Raw genomic sequence first — 18936 nt, 5'->3', positions numbered from 1 at the left:
CGGGCGAGCGCTGCGCGATGATTTTTTACTTGTTGACGATGATGCGCTGCTTGTCCCGGTTTTGGGCGTAAGTGGCCTTGTCGTAGGCAGTCTGCGCCTCCAACTGGTCCTTGGTGAAGTTCGTGTAGAGGTAACGGTTGCCGTTCTTGTCGGTCATGAACTTGAGGTTCTCCATAGCGACCGCGACCTTCTTTTCGCCAATGCCCAGAAAGCCGCCTACATCAACGATTATTGCGTCGACCTTCTTGTCACCAGTCAGGATGACGTCGCCGATCTCGCCGACCTTCGCATCATCTGCGCCATAGACGTTGGTTCCGATCAGATTTGCCGCACTGATTTTGTCTGACGGCATTTCGGTCAGGGACGACTTGTCGATCGAGGCTGTCGAAGTCGTATCGGTTTTGCCGTTAGCCGCTTGGCCGTTAGTCGTCTGCGCCGTGGGTGCTGCCGCGGTATCATAAGCCTTCGTATCAAAATTGGGTTGAGCTTTGAGCTCATCCTTCGTCGTCTTTGCGACTAACCAGCGATCGCCCTTCTTGTTGACCCATTGAAGCTTGCTGAAATCATAGGCTACGTTCTTTTCCCCCACGCCAAGGAATCCGCCGACGCCAATGACGACGAGCTTGGCGTTCCCGTCCTTGTCCAGGACGATGTCATTGACATCGCCTATCTTCGTCGCGTCGTCGGCGGTACTGTCATAGACCGCGGCTCCCATGATCTTGGAGACGAGCTTGCCATCGGTGACCGCGGCAACAACCTCCGTCTGGGTAGCGGGGTTGCTGGGATTTGCGGCGTGAGCACCCGCCGTGCAGAGCGCCGTCGACATGAGAGCTGCCGTCGCGGCCGCAGCTAGTATCTTGCGGATCATTGTGAAATTCCTCCTGTTGCCTGGTCGATTGACGTCGGCAGCTGCCAACGCCAATTCATCCAACGGAAGGAACTGCCTTGCGTTCCGGGAGGAGGCCAATGGTCGCAACGGGCGCCGGACTGAAGGCTCATGCAGAACCTGCACGGGTTTACCGCCCCCCGCCACCAACGAGTCAAATGACCCGACCTGCAAACAGGATTACAACTGCCGTCGATGCCGGGGACCTAGCCTAATTGTCCGAAGAGGACGTTCCGTTATCGGCCGCAACGAGACGTCCGCAATATACGGCCGCTCAATAGCAAAAGCCGGTACTTGGAGCGCGTGTCTGGACCAGCTTCGATAGCATCCAGCAACGGCATTACCAGTCATCACGCGAAGCCGAGGCCGATCCCATGCGCGATCGCCAGATGGATCAGGCTCTGATGCAGCACATGTCAGGCCCTGGTGACATCAGCACCGGCGAAATGGTCCACATCAGGTCATTTACCCGCAGATGATCGCATCGTCCCGTCTTCCATTTCACGGCGGGCACCAAACGACCTCTCGGACGGGCTGATCTGGCCGAAGGACGGCGGAAGCCTTGATCGCCTATGCCGCAATGGCGCGACGCGCGTTTCTTCCCCTGGGCGAAGCCCATTCCTCGCGCAACCAAGAAACGCGCGCCTGCGCCATCCTGCGCTTTGCTGCGGTCGCAAGCGATGCGGCAGCGGTCGCCTCCGGCCTCACGATCGCCATCGAGGCCGCATGGTGCGGGCTCGGAAACAAGAACGGAGACTGAAAATGGCTACCATCGGCAGCTTCAAGAAGACCAATGCGAACGAGTTCACCGGCGAGATCGTCACCCTCAGCGTCCAGGCCAAGGGCGTGCGCATCGTCCCCGACACCCGGGCCAGCGGCGAGAACGCTCCAAGCCACCGCGTGGTGGTCGGCAAGGCCGAGATCGGCGCCGCCTGGTCCAAGCGCTCCAACGAGGGCCGCGATTATCTCGGGCTCAAGCTAGACGATCCGAGCTTCACCGCTCCCATCTACGCCAACCTCTTCGCCGACGAGGAAGGCGAGGGCCACAGCCTCATCTGGTCCCGACCCAACCGCCGCAATAGCGAGTGACCTGGAAGACGCCCCGCCCGGCACCGGGGGGGGCGTCTCCTGATGGCGCGGAAACGTTCCGCGGCGCCGGTATCTGACCGAGGTTCCGGTTACCGGGTGCGCGGCTTGATGCGCGATACCTCCGATCGACGCACGCGCCCGAGCCACCGCCTAAGGTCTCTCAGCGGTGCGAAATAGTGCCCCTCAATTGCGCACCTGATCATCGTGCCCTTGCTCCTCCATCCTGGCCATCGATCGCCGTTCAACCGCAACGGCCGGAAGGAGAAACCTCATGAACGCCGACGCCGCGCCACTGCCGCCGCGCTACCTGCGCACTTCGGAAGCCGCGCATTTCCTCAGTCTCTCGGCGCGCACGCTTGAGAAACATCGCACCTACGGCACCGGGCCTGCCTATCGCAAACTTGGCGGCCGCGTGGTCTACGCCGTCGATGACCTCCAGCTCTGGGTTCAGCGCGGCGCGATGACATCGACGTCCGATCCGCATGGGTCGGTGCTGCCCGCCAAGCCTCAGGCCGCCCGCCTGATCCCTTATGCCGGGCGCGAAAGGCGCTGAGCCCGCTGATTTCCCCCTTGTCGGCACGACTACGCCCACCATTGGAGCGCGAACAGCTCGACCTGTTCCAGGCTCTGCCGGGCGTCGTCGCGCCACGCGATGCGCAGGACCTCATGGCCTATCCCTTCTTCTCCCTCGCCAAATCCAGGCGCATCGCACCGATCGACTTTCACGCCGGCGATATCGCGATCCGTGTCGAAGCGATGCCCGATCACGGCATGGCGACGATCTGGGATGCCGATATTCTGATCTGGGCCGCTAGCCAGATCGTCAGCGCGCGGGACGCCGGATTGCGCACATCCCGCCTGATGGCCGCGACGCCATACGAGATGCTTACCTTCATCGGCCGCGGCGTCTCCAAGCGAGACTACCTGCGCCTCAAGGCGGCGCTCGACCGCCTGCAGTCGACAAGCGTCGTCACCTCCATCCGCCAACCCGCCGAGGGACGGCGTCATCGCTTCTCGTGGATCAATGAATGGCAGGAACGTTCGGGTCGAAACGGCCGCCCGCTTGGCGTCGAAATGATCCTGCCTGATTGGTTCTATCGCGCCGTCATGGACGACACGCTGATCCTGACGATAGACCGGGCCTATTTCGGGCTGACCGGCGGCCTGGAGCGTTGGCTCTATCGCCTGGTGCGAAAGCATGGCGGGCGCCAGCGCGCCGGCTGGCGTTTCGACATCAGCCACCTGCATCGGAAATCCGGCAGTCTCTCGCCACTCAAGCGCTTCGCCTTCGAGCTGCGTGACATCGTGCGTCGTCAGCCTTTGCCGGGATATCTGCTGTTCACCGAGGTCGAAGCCAGCGGCCGCGTGTTGTTGGCTTTCGAACCGGCGCCGACGCCTGTTGATAGGATCGTGCCATCGGGAACCCGAACTATCGTGCCATCGGGAACCGCTTCCTCGTGCTTTCGGGAACCGCAATCGGCCTTAAGGAACGGACCCAAAACGAAAAATCGCGCTCTTAACTTGGAGTCTAACTCTCAATCTAACATTCTTGCGGAGCAGCCGCGCATCGACGGCGGGGAGCAGAAGCCGCGATTTGTCGGCCGACGCGGTGGAGGCGACGCATGACGCGGCCTCCTCAATCGACGCCGCGCACCGGCCTCACGACGGTGGAGTTGATCTGGATCGAGAAACGGATCGAGCACCGCATCCGCTTCGGACGCCCTGCCGATCAGACGATCATCGACACGCGGCGTCGCGTCGTGGGATTTGCGCCGGGCAGCGTTTTTGCGTTCGTCCGCTGGGCGGCGAATGACTTTGGCACCATCGTTTCGCGCATCGACATCGTGCGCGCCGTCTTGCCCGTTGAACCCTATCAGACGCTGCCTTACATCCGGCCAGGCGCCGAGATCCTGCTCAAGATCGCAGGCTGGGACAAGGTTGAGCGGGTTCTTCAACTGATCGATGCAATCGAGGCGATCGGCCTCGATCCGGTCGATGCCGCCCCTGACTATTGGCGTCAGACCCACAACCGGCTGGTTGCCGGCGGAACGCCGCGCGCCTATTCGCTCGAGCAGCACCGGGCCTTTCTGTTGCGCAAGCGAGCGACTTCATGAGCCGCGCCGCTTGCATGGCCGTGACGCTTGCGGCCGTTGCCGCGATCGTCGCTCCAGCTGCTGTGGAAATGCCGCCGCTGCTGCTATGGAACGCGTCGGCCAGCGCGCCGATCGGGCTCTATTCACTCAGGAAAATGGCCGTCCCTACGGCTGGCGCGCTCGCCGTCATCGAACCGCCGGAGACCGTCGCTCGGTTCGCCGGCGAACGCGGCTACCTTCCGCTCGGTGTGCCAATGCTGAAGCACATCGAAGGGCTTCCTGGACAGGAAGTCTGTCGCGTCGGCCGCGTCGTCACGGTGAACGGGCTTGCCGTTGGCACCGCGCTGGAGCGCGATCGCAAAGGACGCGCGCTGCCTGACTGGCAGGGCTGCCGCACCATTGTCGCCGCCGAAATCTTCGTCATGAACCGGAATGTCCAGGACAGTCTCGACGGCCGCTATTTCGGCCCGTTCCCGATGGACTCGATCGTTGGGCGCGCGATGCCGCTTTGGACCGACGAGAGGGGCGATGGCCATTACACCTGGCTTGCTCCCGCGAACTGAAATTCAGCACAGCCAACAAGAGGAAGGAGATAGTCCATGGCCGAGATCGGCGTCTTCCATGAAACGGAATCCGGTTACTCCGGACGCATTCGAACGCTGCTCGTGGACGTCGCGCTGGTGCTTGTCCCGATCAGGACGTCCAACGGCAATGCGCCGGATTTTCGCATCCATATCGGCGATGGCAGCGGCCCCGAGGTCGGCGCGGCCTGGAAGGAAACCGGGCAGACGGCTGGCGACTATCTGTCCTGCCGATTGGAAGATCCGCTGTTTGGCCGACGCTTTCGCGCCGGTCTCTTCCGCTCCGATGACGGTTCCTGGTCGCTGCGCTGGATCCGGCCGAAATGGCGGCCGGAGCGTGCTCGATGAGGGCGCCATCGGCGCCGAAATATGCGCACGAAAGCCGCCCCGTCAGTTGGTTGCCCGGTCGGAGGCAAGCACGTTGGCTTATCGCTGGCATGCTGATTTTTTGTCACGCGATGACGGAGGCCGTCGCACAGAGCGCCCCGGGGCCACGTATGCCTGCGGACGATCCATATGCCACCCATATCGCCGAGGCGTCGCATCGTTTTCGCATTCCTCAGCTCTGGATACGGGCAGTCATGCACATCGAGAGCGCCCGCGACCCACGCGCCGTGTCGCGCAAGGGTGCAGTGGGTCTGATGCAGATCATGCCCGAAACCTGGGCCGAACTGCGTCTTCGTCATCAACTCGGCCGCGACCCCTACGATCCGCACGACAACATCCTTGCCGGCACCGCCTATCTTCGCGAGCTCTATGATCGATACGGTTCACCGGGCTTCCTGGCCGCCTACAATGCGGGGCCGGGGCGCTACGAAGCCTCTTTGAGGGGCCTCCCGCTGCCGGCAGAAACCCGGGCCTATGTTGCGAAGCTTCGCCCTTTGTGGCGCGGCGGTGATGCGCCCGGCGCGCTCACCGCCGGTCATGCCAAGGCCATCACTTGGAACCTCGCGCCGCTGTTCATAGTGCGGTCCGGGTCCTTGGCGGATTCCGGTCTCTCGTCCGGCGAGCACGCTTCTGTCGCGGTCTCATCGTCACCGTTGGCGCGCGAACTTTTCGTGGCCGGTTCGCAGCCGCTGCAACTGTTCACTGGGTCGGACCTACGGACACCGCAGCGATGATGAAGTCTCCGCCAAATCGCGCCCCGGCGCCTCTTTGGGCGTCGTGGCCTTTGAGGCGCATAGGGTACAAGGCAACAACCGAAGGATGGCAAGATAAAAGGGCGCACATTGTGCTGCGGTCGGTTGGTTGCATTTATTGGGTTCTTTGCCGTTTCTCGCACATTGCGGCGCCTCGGCGCAATGTGCTGAGAACATGCAAATTATTGTATTTGCTGTACTTATGGCAAGGTGAGGGCGGGCGCCGTGTCTGATGAGCACGAGTTCCGTATCCGTCCAGGCCGCATTCGCTCGACGCGAGCTCAATCGTCGCGGCCCTTCATCGCCCAAGCGCTTGCGGCAGCGCAAAAGGCTGGCGGCAGCGTGTCCCGGTCAGGCCGGATCGGGACAGGCAAGCGCTCGCAGTTCGGACGCGGCAGGGCAGCGAGCGTTCAAGCCAATCGCTTCCTCACCGGCCGCTCCCGCCTCGCCACGATCAAGACCCGCGTGGTTCGCCATTCGAAACGTGGCGCGCCGCTGGCGACCCACCTCAATTATTTGCGCCGCGAAGGCGTCACACGCGACGACACGAAAGCCCGAATGTTCGGACCGGAGGTCGACGATGCGTCGACTGCGGATTTCGTCGATCGCTGCAAGGACGACCGGCATCATTTCCGCTTCATCGTCTCGCCCGAGGATGCCGCCGACATCGCCGACCTGAAATCCTTCACCCGTGATCTCATGGGTCGGATGCAGGAGGATCTCGGCACGTCGCTCGACTGGATCGCGGTGGACCATTGGAACACCGACAATCCCCATGTCCACGTCATCCTGCGCGGCCGGGCCGACGACGGCCAGGACCTGGTCATCTCGCGCGACTATATCAGCCGTGGCATGCGCGATCGCGCCAGCGAGCTCGTCACGCAGGAGCTTGGCCCCCGGTCGGAGCTTGAGATCCGCCGGCACGTCGAGCGCCAGGTCGAGGCCGAGCGGTGGACCGGGCTGGACCGCCAGTTGCTCCGCGACGCAGGCGAGGACGGTGTCATCGATCTCGCGCCACGTGCCGATCGCCAGCCTGACGAATTCATTGCGCCGAAGATCGGGCGGCTGCGCAGGCTGGAGACGCTCGGCCTCGCTGAACAGCTCGGTCCTGGCCAATGGATCGTCAGCGAGAGAGCCGAGGCGACGCTGCGCCAGATGGGTGAGCGCGCCGATATCATCAAACGCATGCATCGCGCATTCTCGGCCCGCGACATCGAACGCGCGAGCGCCAGCTATGTGCTGGCCGCAGAGAGCATCGGCGAGACGATTAGCGGCCGTCTGATCGAGCGCGGCCTGGATGACGAACTGAGCGGCAGTGCCTATGCAATCATGGATGGCGTCGATGGCCGCTGTCATCACGTCCGGCTCGCCGATCTCGAGGCGGCGGGCGATGGTGCGCCGGGCGCAATCGTCGAACTGCGCAAATTCGAGGACGCTCAGGGTCGGCGGCGGCTGGCGCTTGCCGTGCGCTCCGATCTCGACATCGACAGACAGGTGGTTGCGGAGGGGGCGACCTGGCTCGACCGGCAGGCGCTTGCCCGTCCTGCGGCGGCTCTTTCCGATGGCGGCTTCGGCGCCGAGGTGCGCCAGGCGCTCGATCGGCGCGTCGAGCACCTGGTCGGGCTGGGGCTGGCGGAGCGGCAGCCGGGCGGGACCGTCTTTGCCGGCAACTTGATCGACACGCTGCGCCGAAGGGAACTCGAGGCGCTGGGCGACAGGATCGCGGCCCAATCCGGCCGCTCCTTCAACCGTACGGCAAGCGGTGAATCCGTGTCCGGCACCTACAGCCAGCGCTTTGCGCTTGCGTCCGGCCGATTCGCGATGATCGATGATGGCCTCGGGTTCCAGCTCGTGCCCTGGACGCCTTCACTCGAAAGGCACCTTGGCCAGCATATCAGCGGCAGCACTCGCGGCGACGGCGGTGTCGATTGGAGCTTTGCCCGCAAGCGCGGGCTAGGTCTCTAGCAGCTGAACGAATGGTCCTGCCATGTCGGCCGCGAAAATCCTTTGGGAGCAGATCTCACGGTTTTCCTGAGCCGTGGTGCTGACGACTTGGACGGCGACACAATCGCGGCATGGAGACTTGGCGTTCGGCGGCACCTCGGGCCGCGCTGGTCGGTCGCGCCGGCCTGCCCGTCCACTTATGCGCCTGCACGCCCGAGCCGCGCGGGGGACCGGCGAACCCTAAAAGGCCTTCGTCACCGCGCGGGACAGCCTGGCGAAAAGGGGGCGAAGCTGCGCCAAGAGATTTCGGAAGACACGATCCCGTGTACCGAGAAGAGGCAGCCTTAGCTGCGCCGCAGGGGATGTCGATATCGAATGTGCGGTTGGGTGGCCCTGAATTCTTGTGCGGCCGCCCACTAGTTTGATCAGTGTATCTCGGCGAGGATTGTCGCACGCCTGATTATCGCCGATCCGACCGACTCGACGAGTTGCGCGGGAAAGTGACGTGGCAACGACGAAATCACGGCCTCGGTCCACCGCTCGGCATTTGCGGAGATGTCTTCGAAAATCTTGCGCATCAGGGGCGCCCCCACGCCGGAAACCTCGGCGGTCTGCATGAAATGGCGGGGTACAATTTCATGTATGGAATAATGCCGGCTCTTGCCGGCAGACATCGCCAGCTTGAATTTTTTGCGGGGGATCTGTCCAGCATCAAGGCTGGGCTGCGCGGTCAGCACGTCGTAGAGCGGCGTCATCCGAAACCGCCCGCCGGGCCCGAGAAAAATGCTGAAGTTCTTGGCGTGGCCGTCGGTCGCGCCAATGAGCCAGAATATTATGCAGGCACGCAAAAACAGCGAGATGTCGTCTTCGGGCCTGTCACTGCCCTTAAGCAGCTCGATAATCGACGGCATGCCGGGACCGCCCTCTGACTGGTATTTGCGTGTCGGCGGGACCGACAGTGCTTGACACATATCCTCCTGTGGAAGGCGCATGAGACGGCCATCCGCGGCCCACAAGCGGTCGAACCGCTCGACGATCAGCGTACGGCGCTCCCCGAAGTCGGCCATCTCAGTTTTGGCGGCGGGAACGCCGAACGCGTCGATCAGCTTAAGGCACAGATATTCGTTCTCAACGCTGTTGGAGAGATCGATGCCATTCGGCAACCTGCCGATCTGCGGTTTCAGGATGTGGGTGGTCGCCGCCGTGCCGACCGGCTTGTACCAGCGTCCGTCCTTGCGTAGCAGCGCCGTCTTTTCCTGGGCGCCGGCGATCGAGATGCGGAAATCCTCATCCTCGCCGAGGCCAAGCGGGGCGTCAGCGAGGTTTGCGATTATCCCGGCAATCTCCTTTTTGCTGACCGGCTTGCCTTCGCTGCTACCAGGGCTGCCGGGATCGACGCCATCAGGCAGGAATTGCAATGCGCCGACGCAGTCATGGCCGAGGGCGGCAAGCATGCTGTAGGCGTCGGTGCCATCTGCGCCGACACGTTCGGCAATCCGCTTGCGGATGGCGTCATTGTCGGGAAGCAGGTTGTCGAAGACATTGATAACCGGCGCGCCGATATAGCGGTCCTCCCGCAAGGGAAGCGAAAGCGAGACAGGGAAGGTGCCGTGCCAGTCCAGCCATTCGCGGGCATATCGAAAGTCCACGGCGCCGGTGGATTGCCTGCGCAGCACGCCCACCAGGCGACCGTTCACGTAGACATTTAGCGGCGTGTGAGCCGGCCGCCGCGCCATCAGAACAGGTCCGCGATCTCGGTCGCGCTGCTTTTGCTGCGCGGGCGAACGACAAGTTCAAGGTCGAGGGCGGAGAGTGCAGCCATCAAGGTACTGAGCTGCACTGCCGGCTCGCCGGCTTCAAGGCGAGACACGGTGGCCTGACGCAGGTGGATCCGGCTGCCAAGCATCTCTTGCGTGAGATCGGCTTGCCTGCGGGCGCGACGCAGAATGGCGCCGAGTTGCTTTTCGTTGCGAGCGATCTGGTCGGTCATGGTAGTCTCCTGGAGCGTATATACGCGATCGCGTATGGTTTTGCAATATACGCGATGGCGTATAAGTCCGTCGCATACGCAGATGCGTATAGCGACCGCAATCGCGTATGATGTCTGCTACTCAAATGCGTAGCCCAAGAGGACAGCGCCCTCGCTCGCGCCCCGGGCTCTTGGGCTTCCCGATTCCCTGTCTTTCTAGCCGACGGCAAGATGCGATGCGATCGGCGTCAGACGGCTGTTGCATCTCGCGTCACCTTGCTGACCTCTCGCCACAAGGAGAAGCGAATGTCGGGAACGAAAGTCCTTTGGGGACAGATTGTCGTGGTCTTCCTGATCGTGCTCCTCACGATCTGGGCCGCCACGCAATGGTCCGCCTGGCAGCTGGGTTATCAGGAGCGGCTGGGAGCGCCTTGGTTCGTCATCGGCCGCATTCCAGTCTACTATCCGCCTGCTATTTTCTGGTGGTGGTATTTCTACGACGCCTATGCGCCGGCCATCTTCGCGCGCGGCGGCCTCATTGCCGCCTCGGGCGGCTTCATCGCGATCGCCGTAGCGATCGGCATGTCGCTGTGGCGTGCCCGCGAGGCGAGGGAGGTCGCGACCTATGGTTCCGCGCGCTGGGCCGAAAGAAGCGAAGTGCAGGCGGCAGGCCTGCTTGCCCCCGACGGCGTGGTGCTGGGGCGCTATGGAACTCACTATCTGCGCCACGACGGGCCTGAGCATGTGCTTTGCTTTGCGCCGACGCGTTCGGGAAAGGGTGTCGGGCTTGTTGTGCCGTCGCTGCTGACCTGGCCTGGCTCGGCGATCGTCCATGACATCAAGGGCGAGAACTGGGGTCTGACCGCCGGCTTCCGCGCCCGCCACGGCCGGGTGCTGCTGTTTGATCCGACCAATGCAAGATCGGACGCATACAATCCTCTGCTCGAGGTTCGCCGGGGTGAATGGGAGGTCCGCGATGTGCAAAACATCGCCGACATCCTGGTCGACCCCGAGGGCTCGCTTGAACGGCGCAACCATTGGGAAAAGACGAGCCACGCGCTCCTGGTCGGCGCGATCCTGCATGTGCTCTATGCCGGACCGGACAAGACGCTTGCCGGCGTCGCGGCATTCCTGTCCGATCCGAAGCGGCCGATCGAATCGACGTTGGCCTCGATGATGACGACGCAGCATCTGGGGGAGGGCGGTCCGCATCCAGTCATCGCCAGCGCGGCCCGTGAGTTGTTGAACAAGTCGGACAACGAACGCTCCGGCGTGCTCTCGACCGCGATGTCCTTCCTTGGGCTCTATCGCGATCCGGTGGTGGCGGAGGTGACGCGCGCATGCGGCTGGCGCATCGCCGACCTGGTCGCCGATCCTCGTCCGGCGACGCTCTATCTCGTTGTTCCACCCTCCGACATCAGCCGTACCAAGCCGCTGATCCGTCTCATTCTCAACCAGATCGGCCGCCGTCTGACCGAGGATCTGCAGGCCAGGACGGATCGCCATCGATTGCTTCTGATGCTGGACGAGTTCCCGGCGCTCGGGCGGCTCGACTTCTTCGAATCCGCGCTCGCTTTCATGGCCGGCTATGGGTTGAAAAGCTTCCTGATCGCGCAGTCCCTCAACCAGATTGAGAAGGCCTACGGCCCGAACAATTCTATTCTGGACAACTGTCATGTACGCGTCAGCTTTGCGACCAATGACGAGCGTACCGCCAAGCGTGTCTCCGATGCCCTGGGCACCGCAACGGAACTGAAGGCGATGAAGAACTATGCCGGTCACCGTCTCTCGCCCTGGCTCGGTCATCTCATGGTGTCGCGCTCGGAGACGGCGCGACCATTGCTGACGCCCGGCGAGATCATGCAACTGCCGGCAGGCGACGAGATCGTCATGCTGGCCGGCACGCCGCCGATCCGGGCGAAGAAGGCGCGCTATTTCGAAGACCCGCGGTTGCGGGAGCGCATTCTGCCGCCACCGGCTGTCACGGCTCGAGCCGAGCCGGAGCCTGACGATTGGACGGCGCTTCCGTTGCCGCTCGCGCCATCTGGTGTGGCAGCCGCTACTGCCGTGGCGAAAGTTCAGGAGGAATCGACTGAGTCCGAATTGCGACGTCAGCCCGAGCTCGATCCTCTTCTCCCGGCTGCGGCGGAGCTGCCGCCCGTCAACGAATTCGAGATCGAAGCGCCTGACGAGACGGATAATCTCGCATCGAGCAGCAGCCGGATGGCTCGCCTTGTCCGGGGCGTGGCGCGCCAGATCGCGCTCGACCCTGACGACGGCATGGAGCTGTGAAGGTCATGACAGCACGAACGAAGAAGGTCCAGATTTCCGTCTATCTCGACCCTGCCGTGATGGCCTTGCTGGTCGATTATGCCGCCCGGCGCGATCGCTCGCAGTCGCTCGTCGCTGAGGCGGCGATCGCCTCCTTCCTTTCTCCGGAGGCCGACGCGCAACGCGAGGCGGCTATCTCCAAACGTCTCGACCGGATCGATCGCCGGATCGCGCGGTTGGAGCGCGACGTCGGCATCTCGGTTGAAACCCTCGCGGTCTTCATCCGCTTCTGGCTTGCCACCACTCCGGCCTTGCCTGAGCCGATGGCCCAAGCAGCGCGCGCCAAGGCATGCGAGCGCTATGAAGCTTTCGTTTCCGCGCTTGGCAGGCGGCTGGCCAAGGGGCCGAGCTTGCGGCAGGAAATCCCCGAAGACATCGTGCCATCCAGCGATCCTGAGCGGCAGTGATGCGAGGGCCTGCGGGCGAAGGCGCCGCCCGGGCTCGCGCGGCGCCGCCAGGTCCTGTTGATTGCTGGGCGGCTTCCCGTTGCCAATCCGGTCAGTTGGCGGCTCCGCACAACTGCGAGGTCGTCAATCCTGGCGGCACGTTTTCCGTGGGGCCGAATCCGTACTTCGCCATGATGGTGGCAATCGTGCCGTTCGACATGACCTTGGCCAGCCCCTGATTGTAGAGGTCGCGCAGGTCACCATCATCCTTCCTGAACGCGATCGCGACGTAGCTGATCGACTTCTCGTCGGTCGTGAATGGGTTGGCGCGCTCCAGATCGGGGCTCTTTTTGCCGGCCAGCAGCCCGATGACCGTCGGGGAAGAAAACACCGCGGCGTCGATGCGGCCGGCGCGCAGTGCCGCGATGTTGGTCTCGATGTCGGGAAACTGCAGGATGCGATCGGCAGGGACGCCCTCGGCGATGGCGTTCTGGATGACGTTGCTGCCGCGGCCGCCGCCCATGATGGTATCGGATTTTTTGGCAAGATCCGCATAGCTATGGATCGCCTTGGGATTGCCGGCGAGTACGATCGCTGCATCGTCCTGCCTCAGGTCGGGAGCGCCGAAGGCGACCTGCTGGCATCGCGGCGGCGTTATCGACAAGCCGGACGCCACGGCATCGAAACGCCCGGCCATCAAGCCAGGAATCAACGCGCCGAACTCGGTGACCTGGAAGTCGACCTGCTTGACGCCGAGGTCGGCGAACGCTGCTCTGAGCAGGTCCGGATGCCAGCCGAGCAACTCGCCGGTTTCTTCCTTCTTGTAGCCCCATGGCGCGCGGTTGTGGATGCCGATCACGATCCTGCCCCCTCTCAAGACGCGTTCCTTTGTCGTTTCCGCCGTGGCCGGCAGCACAGATCCAACAATCGCGGCATAGGCGATGCAGGCCAGGCCAATGGCGGCCGATCTGGCTCGAAATTTCATCGTGCAGTCCTCCCGTGAGATTGAGTTGCGCGCAGGGGTTCGGCCCCAGCCCTTCAACGCTACGTTGAGGGCCGCCAATGCGTCAATATAGGTATACAAGATATGTACAAAATATTGCCGACGCGAGGCAGCGAGAGGCGGCTCACCGCTGGATTGGCCGTTGAGCGGATAAGGCTCAGCGCACGATCATCGCCTACAAGGTTTCTAAGAGCTTTCAGAGGTAGCAGCCAACCGCGCCGGCGGTCGACGATCATATTCAATTTTGCTAATATCTTCGGAACCGATTGCTCCGGCCCGGTTTGAATCCCGGTTCAGGAGTTCGAGTGCATGCGTAAATCGACCGGTCACCTCGCCTTCATCGAATTCCAATCACCGACGCTGGTCGAGAACGCTCCTGCCGACACGGACTGGCTGCACGAAATCAAATACGATGGCTACCGGACAGAGCTTATCGTTGAAGGTGGCGGGGCACGTGCCTTCACCCGTCGGGGCTATGACTGGTCGCATCGGTACAAACGGATCGTCCAGGCGGCGGCGAACCTGCCGGTCCGATCCGCGATCATTGACGGAGAAGCTGTGGTTCTCGGCAACACCGGCCTGCCGGATTTCCAAGCTCTCGAGCGGGAGCTGGCAAACCCGAGCTCGCCGAAGCTCATGTTCTTTGCGTTCGATCTTTTGTACCTCAACGGCCGAGACATTCGACAGCAGCCGCTGATCGAGCGCAAAGCTGCGCTGCACGGGCTGCTGCAGGAAACGACTCCAACGCTGACCTTTGTCGAACACCTGGACATTAGCGGCAAGGACGTGTTCGACCATGCCTGCCGCATGGGCCTGGAGGGGGTGGTCTCAAAGCGGGCTGACTCTCCCTACCGTTCCGGTGTCCAAACGAGCTGGCTCAAGGTGAAGTGCGTCAAGAGCGACACGTTCCCGATTGTAGCTTTCGTCGAAAAGCTTGGCGCGCAGCCGCGCCGCGTTGCTTCCCTGTATATCGGCAGATGGGAGGGCGAGCGGCTGCTTTATGCTGGAAAAGCGCAAAGCGGCTATACGCTGGAGGCAGCCCGGCGAGTTCGCGAGCGACTCGATCCGCTCATCATCTGCAAATCACCTCTCTCGGAGCCGATCAAAAAGCCCAAGGCAACGTGGGTCCGGCCGGAGGTGCTGGCGGAGGTGCAATTCAGTGGCGTCACAGACCGGGGCATCTTGCGCGAGGCAGTGTTCAAGGGATTGCGCGAGGATCTCCAGGTGATCCCGGCGAAGCCGCCGTCGCCCTCCAAGCGCAGGTTGGAGGGCCAACATGGCGTTCCGCGCGAGAACATTCTCCAGCTGCTACCCGATGCAGTTTCACCTTCCAGGGAAGAGCTTGTGGGCTACTGGCGGCGGGTGGCCGACCGAGCGCTGGTTTATCTGGGCCGGAGACCACTGAAGCTGGTTCGCCATGCGTCCGGGGCCACCTTCTACCATAAGGGACCGCTGCCGCCGATACCCGCGTCGGTGCACCAGCTGCGGGTGCAAAAACGCGAAGGCGGCGAAGGCGTCCGGGTTTGGGTGGATGATCTCGACGGCTTCCTCGGCTTGGTCGAAATGGATGCTGTCGAGTTACACCCTTGGAACGCCACTATTGACGACATCGAGCATCCGGATCAGCTCGTGCTCGACCTCGATCCTGGCGAAGACGTGCCATGGGATGCGGTGATCGAGGCGGCGCTGTCGCTACGTGACATCATGGAAGCGGCTGGGTTGCGGAGCTGGCCGAAGCTCACCGGAGGCAAAGGCATTCACCTGACGGCTCCGCTGGCTTCGGGTGCGACCCACGACAAGGCGCGGCAATTGGCCAGATCGCTCGCCCAGTGCCTCATTGATGCCAAGCCGGACCGTTACCTCTTGGCAGCCGATCCGGCCGCCCGAGGGGGTCGCATCTTCCTCGACTATCTTCGCAACGGGCGCGGCAATACTGCAGTCGGTACGTTCTCGCCACGAGCGCGGCCCGGCTTTCCTATTGCCCATCCTGTCACATGGACGCAGATCGAGCGGGGAATCCAGCCGGACGTCTTCACCATCGATCATCCATTCAGGGCTGCTGTTCGAAAGGTAGCGTAGTGCGAAGTCGCTTAACTTCCCGCTCAGTTCACCCACCTTGGACGCCAAGGCGAGTAGCCACGCGGGCCAATGACATTTAAGATCTCCGCCCCTTCGATGCCGATCACCTGCGCTTGCGAAAAGCCATCAGAACGGCGGTCCAGCTATGCACCCAGTAAACGAGCCCGGAGAGCGCCATCAGATATGCGTGGGCAAAGCACTAATTTCGTCGAGGCGCAACATCCGAGGATTGTTTGCGTTCTTTAGATTGGAGAGCTGCGGCCGATCTGCCGTATCCCTCATGCGCTGAGCGGTCGGAGGCGGCCAGAAATGTCCAAGTTCAAAGAGGCCCTTGAGCGGGGCAAGAAAGCTCACCATCGGCAGGACGAGAGCGCGGATGGGAATGCTCGAAAGGTGGACTTCGGCGCCCAAGCCAGAGATTGGCTAATGGAGGTCGTCGTCGCGTCGTTGGAGGCGGCCAAGGCAGACGTGGCGGGGGAGGTGACCATCGATATAGACCCCATCCCGCGCCCCGAGGATAGCGCCATTGCGCCGTCTGTTGAATTCCGAATTTCCGGGAATGGAACAGTGGAGAAAAATCACGCAAGGGCGTTCAAGGTCAGCGTTTCGATAAGTGGGGAGGCGTCGGTTTGTGCACCCGGCACGGTGGCGGAGGATATAGGAAGCATCGGGGATAAGTCCGACCAAAGATTCCGCCATTTGCTGGCGAGATTGATCGAGGATGCGGCCAGGGGCGCCTGATGCCGGGGTTTCCCTTTTCGTCAGAATTCTCCGGGCGCAATCAGCGCCGATCGACCGCGAATCCACTCGCTTGCGCTCACGATGTCATCACAGAACGAAGTGCGTATGGCGAAAAGCCCGCCGCTTAGCTGCAGCGGACTTCCAACCGGCTGGAGGAAGGAGAGTGTCACAACGGGCCTCCTGCCTGTTCACACTTCCGTCCTGCAGGCCAGACTATCGGCGCGATATCATCAGGCACAGTTGGCGCAGGCCCCGATCGTAGCTGTCCTGACTGCCCAGCACATCGACACAACGCTTTTTCATCCGAGCCAATTGAGTGCCAGACAAGCCAGAGACAGCGCTGGCCACCTTGGGAGTCGTCGGGTTAACCGGGCTTGTCAGGCCGCTCGGATTGGTTCCTACCCCGACCCCGGCAGTAACGCCGTCGCCGACCCCAACACCAACTCCGATGCCCGTCCCACTGGTGCCGCCTACCGTAGCGCCTAAGCCAGCCGTGACGCCGCTCGCACCGCCCACTGTCGCCCCAGCGCCTGCGTTCACCCCATTAGAGCCGCCTACGGAAGCACCAGCTCCGGCATTGGCACCACTTGATCCGCCAATGGAGGCACCGAGCCCGGCGTTCACCCCGTTGGAGCCGCCCATGAGCCGCAAGATATGGTTTCTCAGCGGTTAACAATATACTCGGAGTTTTAATGTCCTCGTCGTACTACCGCTGCCAAGCCGTTGTCCTCCGATGTTGGCTTGTCGGCATGACGGGGAGGGTTGGTGAGATTGCGAGCCTGACGAACCCAAACTGCGGCGGCCGACGGCGTGGAGATCAGGGGAATCGCTAACCTTCGAATGGCGAGTCATGTTCGCCAATGCTGCGAGCCGCGCGTTGCAGGTCACCGAGCGGCGCTTGGCTTAGCCATGATGAATACGCACATTCAACTCACTTAGATTGAAATGCCAACATATTCCGGAACGGCCCACCGCGGACCCGCTCGAGAGCATCACCGTGTCGAGCGAATATGTTTACGTCCCGCTGGGTCGGGTGTGTGGAGCAGCACTCGGTTTCGGCCGGTTTGCTTGGCCAAATAGAGTGCGGCGTCCGCCTTACCCTGTAGCTGCTCCGGTGAAATGGCTTCGTCAGCGGTCTGAACTGCAACTCCAATGCTGAGAGTGACGCTGCGCGAGACGCGCGATCCTGGGTTGGGCAAAGCGGCGGCCTCAACGCTCTTACGAACCCGTTCAGCCACTGAGACAGCCTCTTCCTCTGTCACCCCGGGCAGCAGCACGAGGAACTCTTCCCCACCGTAGCGGGCAACATGATCTCGATCGCGCCTGACGTTTTCCTGGATAATGTTGGCGACCTCCACCAGACAGCGATCGCCCTCGGCATGGCCGAGGTGATCGTTCAGCTTCTTGAAGTGATCAATGTCGCACATCAGCATTGCCGCACCGTCGAGGCAACGTTTGTCATTTCCCCACAGGTGGTCAAGCGTCTCAGTCATCCAGTGCCGGTTGGCGATGCCCGTGAGCGGATCGGTCTTCGCCAGCAATTCCAGTCGATCGTTCGCTTTAGCCAATTCGGCGACCCTGCGCCGGTCGCGTAGCTCAAACAGGAAAGTCTTCTGAGCGAGAATTGTGATGATGCGCCGTGCTGCGACCGTCGCGAAGATACCGCTGGCGAAGAACAGCGTTCCAGCGACGGCGCTCCCATGCTCGATGGCCGGATTCTGCACCTGAAATACCAGATACAGTCCGAGCGCCAGCGCGGCAATCGCGACCGTCCAGGCCAGCGGGATGCCGAAGATGATGATGGCTGTAATGGCCACGAACAGCATGACGTTCAATTGCCGTTCATAGAACTCACCGCCAGCGCTTACGCCGACCAAGGCAACCGATAACAAAATCAGGAACATGCCCGTGATCAGCGAAGCCCCTTCGAACCAGGGGGGACGCGGCTTTCGCCATGCGAGAACTACTGCGATGACGACGGGCGGGATAATAGCTCCGGGCAGGAGCATAGATTGCGCGATTGCGGTTGGGAGCATCAGCATGTTGAGCGCCAGCGTCAGCATATCCAACACGGCCACCCAGATCATCCAGGCGCGGATGATCTTCGCCGTTTGCGGCCAGACACGTGCGCGAAACAGACGCCTGACCTCACCTTTGAGGCGGATGTCGCGCGTCCGGCGCGCCAGAAGCCGGTCGACTTCAGCAATTAAGGCAGGGTCATCCTGCACATCGATGTGCGTAAGATCTGACACAGTCGACAGGCCTTACGCTTTCTCCTGATCACCCATTCGGACCCCACCCGGAGTTCCGTAAAGCCCAAGCGTGTCAAACTATCCTGAAGATTTCATTTCCAGGCGTGGCGTGTTCCAAGAACCTAGGCTGCAGCCAAGGACGTGGGCATCCGGCTGGAAGCTCTGACCGGCGCACCGTGCTCTGCGCGAGATCAACTCTTGGATTTTGGTGTCTCGCGTTCGAGAGTCCCTCGGTCGTTCGTGTTCTGAGATGGCGCGTAGCCGCGCCTTAGGTTTCCGCAGCGGTTTTTTGCTTTGCGTCAAAACATCAAATGAGATTAGTTTCTCATGTATTCCGCTCAGGGAGCTCTGCATACCGATTCCTCAAGGAGCTAACCAAGCTGGCGTGTTCAGTTCGGCCGAGATCGCCTTGTTGGCACGCGTGCTCGAAGATTGAAACCGAT

At 62.2% G+C, this 18936-nt stretch carries 18 protein-coding genes; 13 read left to right on the top strand and 5 right to left on the bottom strand.

The window, feature by feature from the left end; all coding sequences use genetic code 11:
• Positions 1-25: 25 nt before the first annotated feature.
• Positions 26-868, bottom strand: coding sequence for a PRC-barrel domain-containing protein (locus LB538_RS25940; RefSeq protein WP_318011914.1), 843 nt, complete (start codon positions 866-868; stop codon positions 26-28).
• A gap of 580 nt (positions 869-1448) precedes the next feature.
• On the opposite strand from LB538_RS25940, the gene LB538_RS25935 reads away from it, so the two are divergent.
• The 9 genes from LB538_RS25935 to LB538_RS25895 all read left to right on the top strand — a co-directional run bounded on the left by LB538_RS25935 (position 1449) and on the right by LB538_RS25895 (position 7753).
• Entirely contained in the window at positions 1449-1646 is a 198-nt protein-coding gene (locus LB538_RS25935) for a hypothetical protein (RefSeq protein ID WP_224532373.1), read from the top strand.
• Positions 1647-1648: 2 nt separating this feature from the next.
• On the top strand, positions 1649-1975 hold the full coding sequence (locus LB538_RS25930) for a DUF736 domain-containing protein (protein WP_224560579.1): 327 nt from the start codon (positions 1649-1651) through the stop codon (positions 1973-1975).
• A 271-nt stretch (positions 1976-2246) separates the two neighbouring features.
• Entirely contained in the window at positions 2247-2528 is a 282-nt protein-coding gene (locus tag LB538_RS25925) for a helix-turn-helix transcriptional regulator (RefSeq protein WP_041002472.1), read from the top strand.
• Positions 2529-2545: 17 nt separating this feature from the next.
• The gene (locus LB538_RS25920) at positions 2546-3601 is read left to right on the top strand and encodes a replication initiator protein A (protein ID WP_224532294.1); all 1056 of its coding nucleotides are present in this window, start codon (positions 2546-2548) and stop codon (positions 3599-3601) included.
• The gene (locus LB538_RS25915) at positions 3598-4089 is read left to right on the top strand and encodes a DUF2840 domain-containing protein (protein ID WP_224532295.1); all 492 of its coding nucleotides are present in this window, start codon (positions 3598-3600) and stop codon (positions 4087-4089) included. The genes LB538_RS25920 and LB538_RS25915 overlap by 4 nt, the downstream gene beginning before the upstream one ends.
• Positions 4086-4631, top strand: coding sequence for a S26 family signal peptidase (locus LB538_RS25910; protein WP_224532296.1), 546 nt, complete (start codon positions 4086-4088; stop codon positions 4629-4631). Before LB538_RS25915 ends, LB538_RS25910 begins: the two co-directional genes overlap by 4 nt.
• A 36-nt stretch (positions 4632-4667) precedes the next feature.
• Positions 4668-4997, top strand: coding sequence for a DUF736 domain-containing protein (locus LB538_RS25905; protein ID WP_224532297.1), 330 nt, complete (start codon positions 4668-4670; stop codon positions 4995-4997).
• The gene (locus tag LB538_RS25900; protein ID WP_411909060.1) at positions 4994-5770 is read left to right on the top strand and encodes a lytic transglycosylase domain-containing protein; all 777 of its coding nucleotides are present in this window, start codon (positions 4994-4996) and stop codon (positions 5768-5770) included. Before LB538_RS25905 ends, LB538_RS25900 begins: the two co-directional genes overlap by 4 nt.
• A gap of 243 nt (positions 5771-6013) precedes the next feature.
• Entirely contained in the window at positions 6014-7753 is a 1740-nt protein-coding gene (locus tag LB538_RS25895) for a relaxase/mobilization nuclease domain-containing protein (protein ID WP_224532298.1), read from the top strand.
• A 404-nt stretch (positions 7754-8157) separates the two neighbouring features.
• On the opposite strand, the gene LB538_RS25890 is transcribed toward LB538_RS25895, so the two are convergent.
• Positions 8158-9468 (bottom strand): type II toxin-antitoxin system HipA family toxin, encoded by a 1311-nt coding sequence (locus LB538_RS25890; RefSeq protein ID WP_224532299.1) that lies wholly within the window; start codon positions 9466-9468, stop codon positions 8158-8160.
• The gene (locus LB538_RS25885; RefSeq protein ID WP_224532300.1) at positions 9468-9722 is read right to left on the bottom strand and encodes a helix-turn-helix domain-containing protein; all 255 of its coding nucleotides are present in this window, start codon (positions 9720-9722) and stop codon (positions 9468-9470) included. The genes LB538_RS25890 and LB538_RS25885 overlap by 1 nt, the downstream gene beginning before the upstream one ends.
• Positions 9723-10007: 285 nt before the next feature.
• Here LB538_RS25885 and LB538_RS25880 point away from each other — a divergent pair, with 285 nt between their 5' ends.
• Positions 10008-11993: a conjugal transfer protein TraG gene (locus tag LB538_RS25880; protein WP_224532301.1), complete on the top strand. Its 1986-nt coding sequence runs from the start codon at positions 10008-10010 to the stop codon at positions 11991-11993.
• Positions 11994-11998: 5 nt separating this feature from the next.
• Entirely contained in the window at positions 11999-12439 is a 441-nt protein-coding gene (locus LB538_RS25875; protein WP_224532302.1) for a CopG family transcriptional regulator, read from the top strand.
• 91 nt (positions 12440-12530) lie between these two features.
• Here the strand turns inward: LB538_RS25875 and ehuB are convergent, their stop codons facing one another.
• Positions 12531-13403, bottom strand: coding sequence for an ectoine/hydroxyectoine ABC transporter substrate-binding protein EhuB (gene ehuB, locus LB538_RS25870; RefSeq protein ID WP_224532303.1), 873 nt, complete (start codon positions 13401-13403; stop codon positions 12531-12533).
• 327 nt (positions 13404-13730) lie between these two features.
• On the opposite strand from ehuB, the gene ligD reads away from it, so the two are divergent.
• Together ligD and LB538_RS25860 are read left to right on the top strand one after the other, a co-directional pair.
• Positions 13731-15500: a DNA ligase D gene (gene ligD / locus LB538_RS25865; RefSeq protein ID WP_224532304.1), complete on the top strand. Its 1770-nt coding sequence runs from the start codon at positions 13731-13733 to the stop codon at positions 15498-15500.
• A gap of 309 nt (positions 15501-15809) precedes the next feature.
• Complete coding sequence (locus LB538_RS25860) at positions 15810-16241, top strand: hypothetical protein (protein ID WP_224532305.1); 432 nt, start codon at positions 15810-15812, stop codon at positions 16239-16241.
• 992 nt (positions 16242-17233) lie between these two features.
• On the opposite strand, the gene LB538_RS25855 is transcribed toward LB538_RS25860, so the two are convergent.
• A complete protein-coding gene (locus LB538_RS25855; protein WP_224532306.1) occupies positions 17234-18493 on the bottom strand; it encodes a GGDEF domain-containing protein in 1260 nt (419 codons plus the stop codon).
• Positions 18494-18936: the final 443 nt, after the last annotated feature.

Origin of the sequence: Mesorhizobium sp. Ca11, assembly GCF_020165275.1 — a bacterium.
Lineage (GTDB): Bacteria > Pseudomonadota > Alphaproteobacteria > Rhizobiales > Rhizobiaceae > Mesorhizobium.
The sequence above is the reverse complement of the archived record's forward strand: the minus strand, read 5'-3'. Positions and strand labels throughout refer to the sequence as shown.

Excerpts from the sequence above, each read along its gene's own strand:
- LB538_RS25930 (WP_224560579.1), top strand. The coding sequence starts at position 1,649 with ATGGCTACCATCGGCAGCTTCAAGAAGACCAATGCGAACGAGTTCACC.
- LB538_RS25885 (WP_224532300.1), bottom strand. The coding sequence starts at position 9,722 with ATGACCGACCAGATCGCTCGCAACGAAAAGCAACTCGGCGCCATTCTG.
- LB538_RS25940 (WP_318011914.1), bottom strand. The coding sequence starts at position 868 with ATGATCCGCAAGATACTAGCTGCGGCCGCGACGGCAGCTCTCATGTCG.
- LB538_RS25890 (WP_224532299.1), bottom strand. The coding sequence starts at position 9,468 with ATGGCGCGGCGGCCGGCTCACACGCCGCTAAATGTCTACGTGAACGGT.
- LB538_RS25925 (WP_041002472.1), top strand. The coding sequence starts at position 2,247 with ATGAACGCCGACGCCGCGCCACTGCCGCCGCGCTACCTGCGCACTTCG.
- LB538_RS25905 (WP_224532297.1), top strand. The coding sequence starts at position 4,668 with ATGGCCGAGATCGGCGTCTTCCATGAAACGGAATCCGGTTACTCCGGA.
- LB538_RS25860 (WP_224532305.1), top strand. The coding sequence starts at position 15,810 with ATGTCCAAGTTCAAAGAGGCCCTTGAGCGGGGCAAGAAAGCTCACCAT.
- ligD (WP_224532304.1), top strand. The coding sequence starts at position 13,731 with ATGCGTAAATCGACCGGTCACCTCGCCTTCATCGAATTCCAATCACCG.
- ehuB (WP_224532303.1), bottom strand. The coding sequence starts at position 13,403 with ATGAAATTTCGAGCCAGATCGGCCGCCATTGGCCTGGCCTGCATCGCC.
- LB538_RS25880 (WP_224532301.1), top strand. The coding sequence starts at position 10,008 with ATGTCGGGAACGAAAGTCCTTTGGGGACAGATTGTCGTGGTCTTCCTG.
- LB538_RS25910 (WP_224532296.1), top strand. The coding sequence starts at position 4,086 with ATGAGCCGCGCCGCTTGCATGGCCGTGACGCTTGCGGCCGTTGCCGCG.
- LB538_RS25900 (WP_411909060.1), top strand. The coding sequence starts at position 4,994 with ATGAGGGCGCCATCGGCGCCGAAATATGCGCACGAAAGCCGCCCCGTC.
- LB538_RS25875 (WP_224532302.1), top strand. The coding sequence starts at position 11,999 with ATGACAGCACGAACGAAGAAGGTCCAGATTTCCGTCTATCTCGACCCT.
- LB538_RS25915 (WP_224532295.1), top strand. The coding sequence starts at position 3,598 with ATGACGCGGCCTCCTCAATCGACGCCGCGCACCGGCCTCACGACGGTG.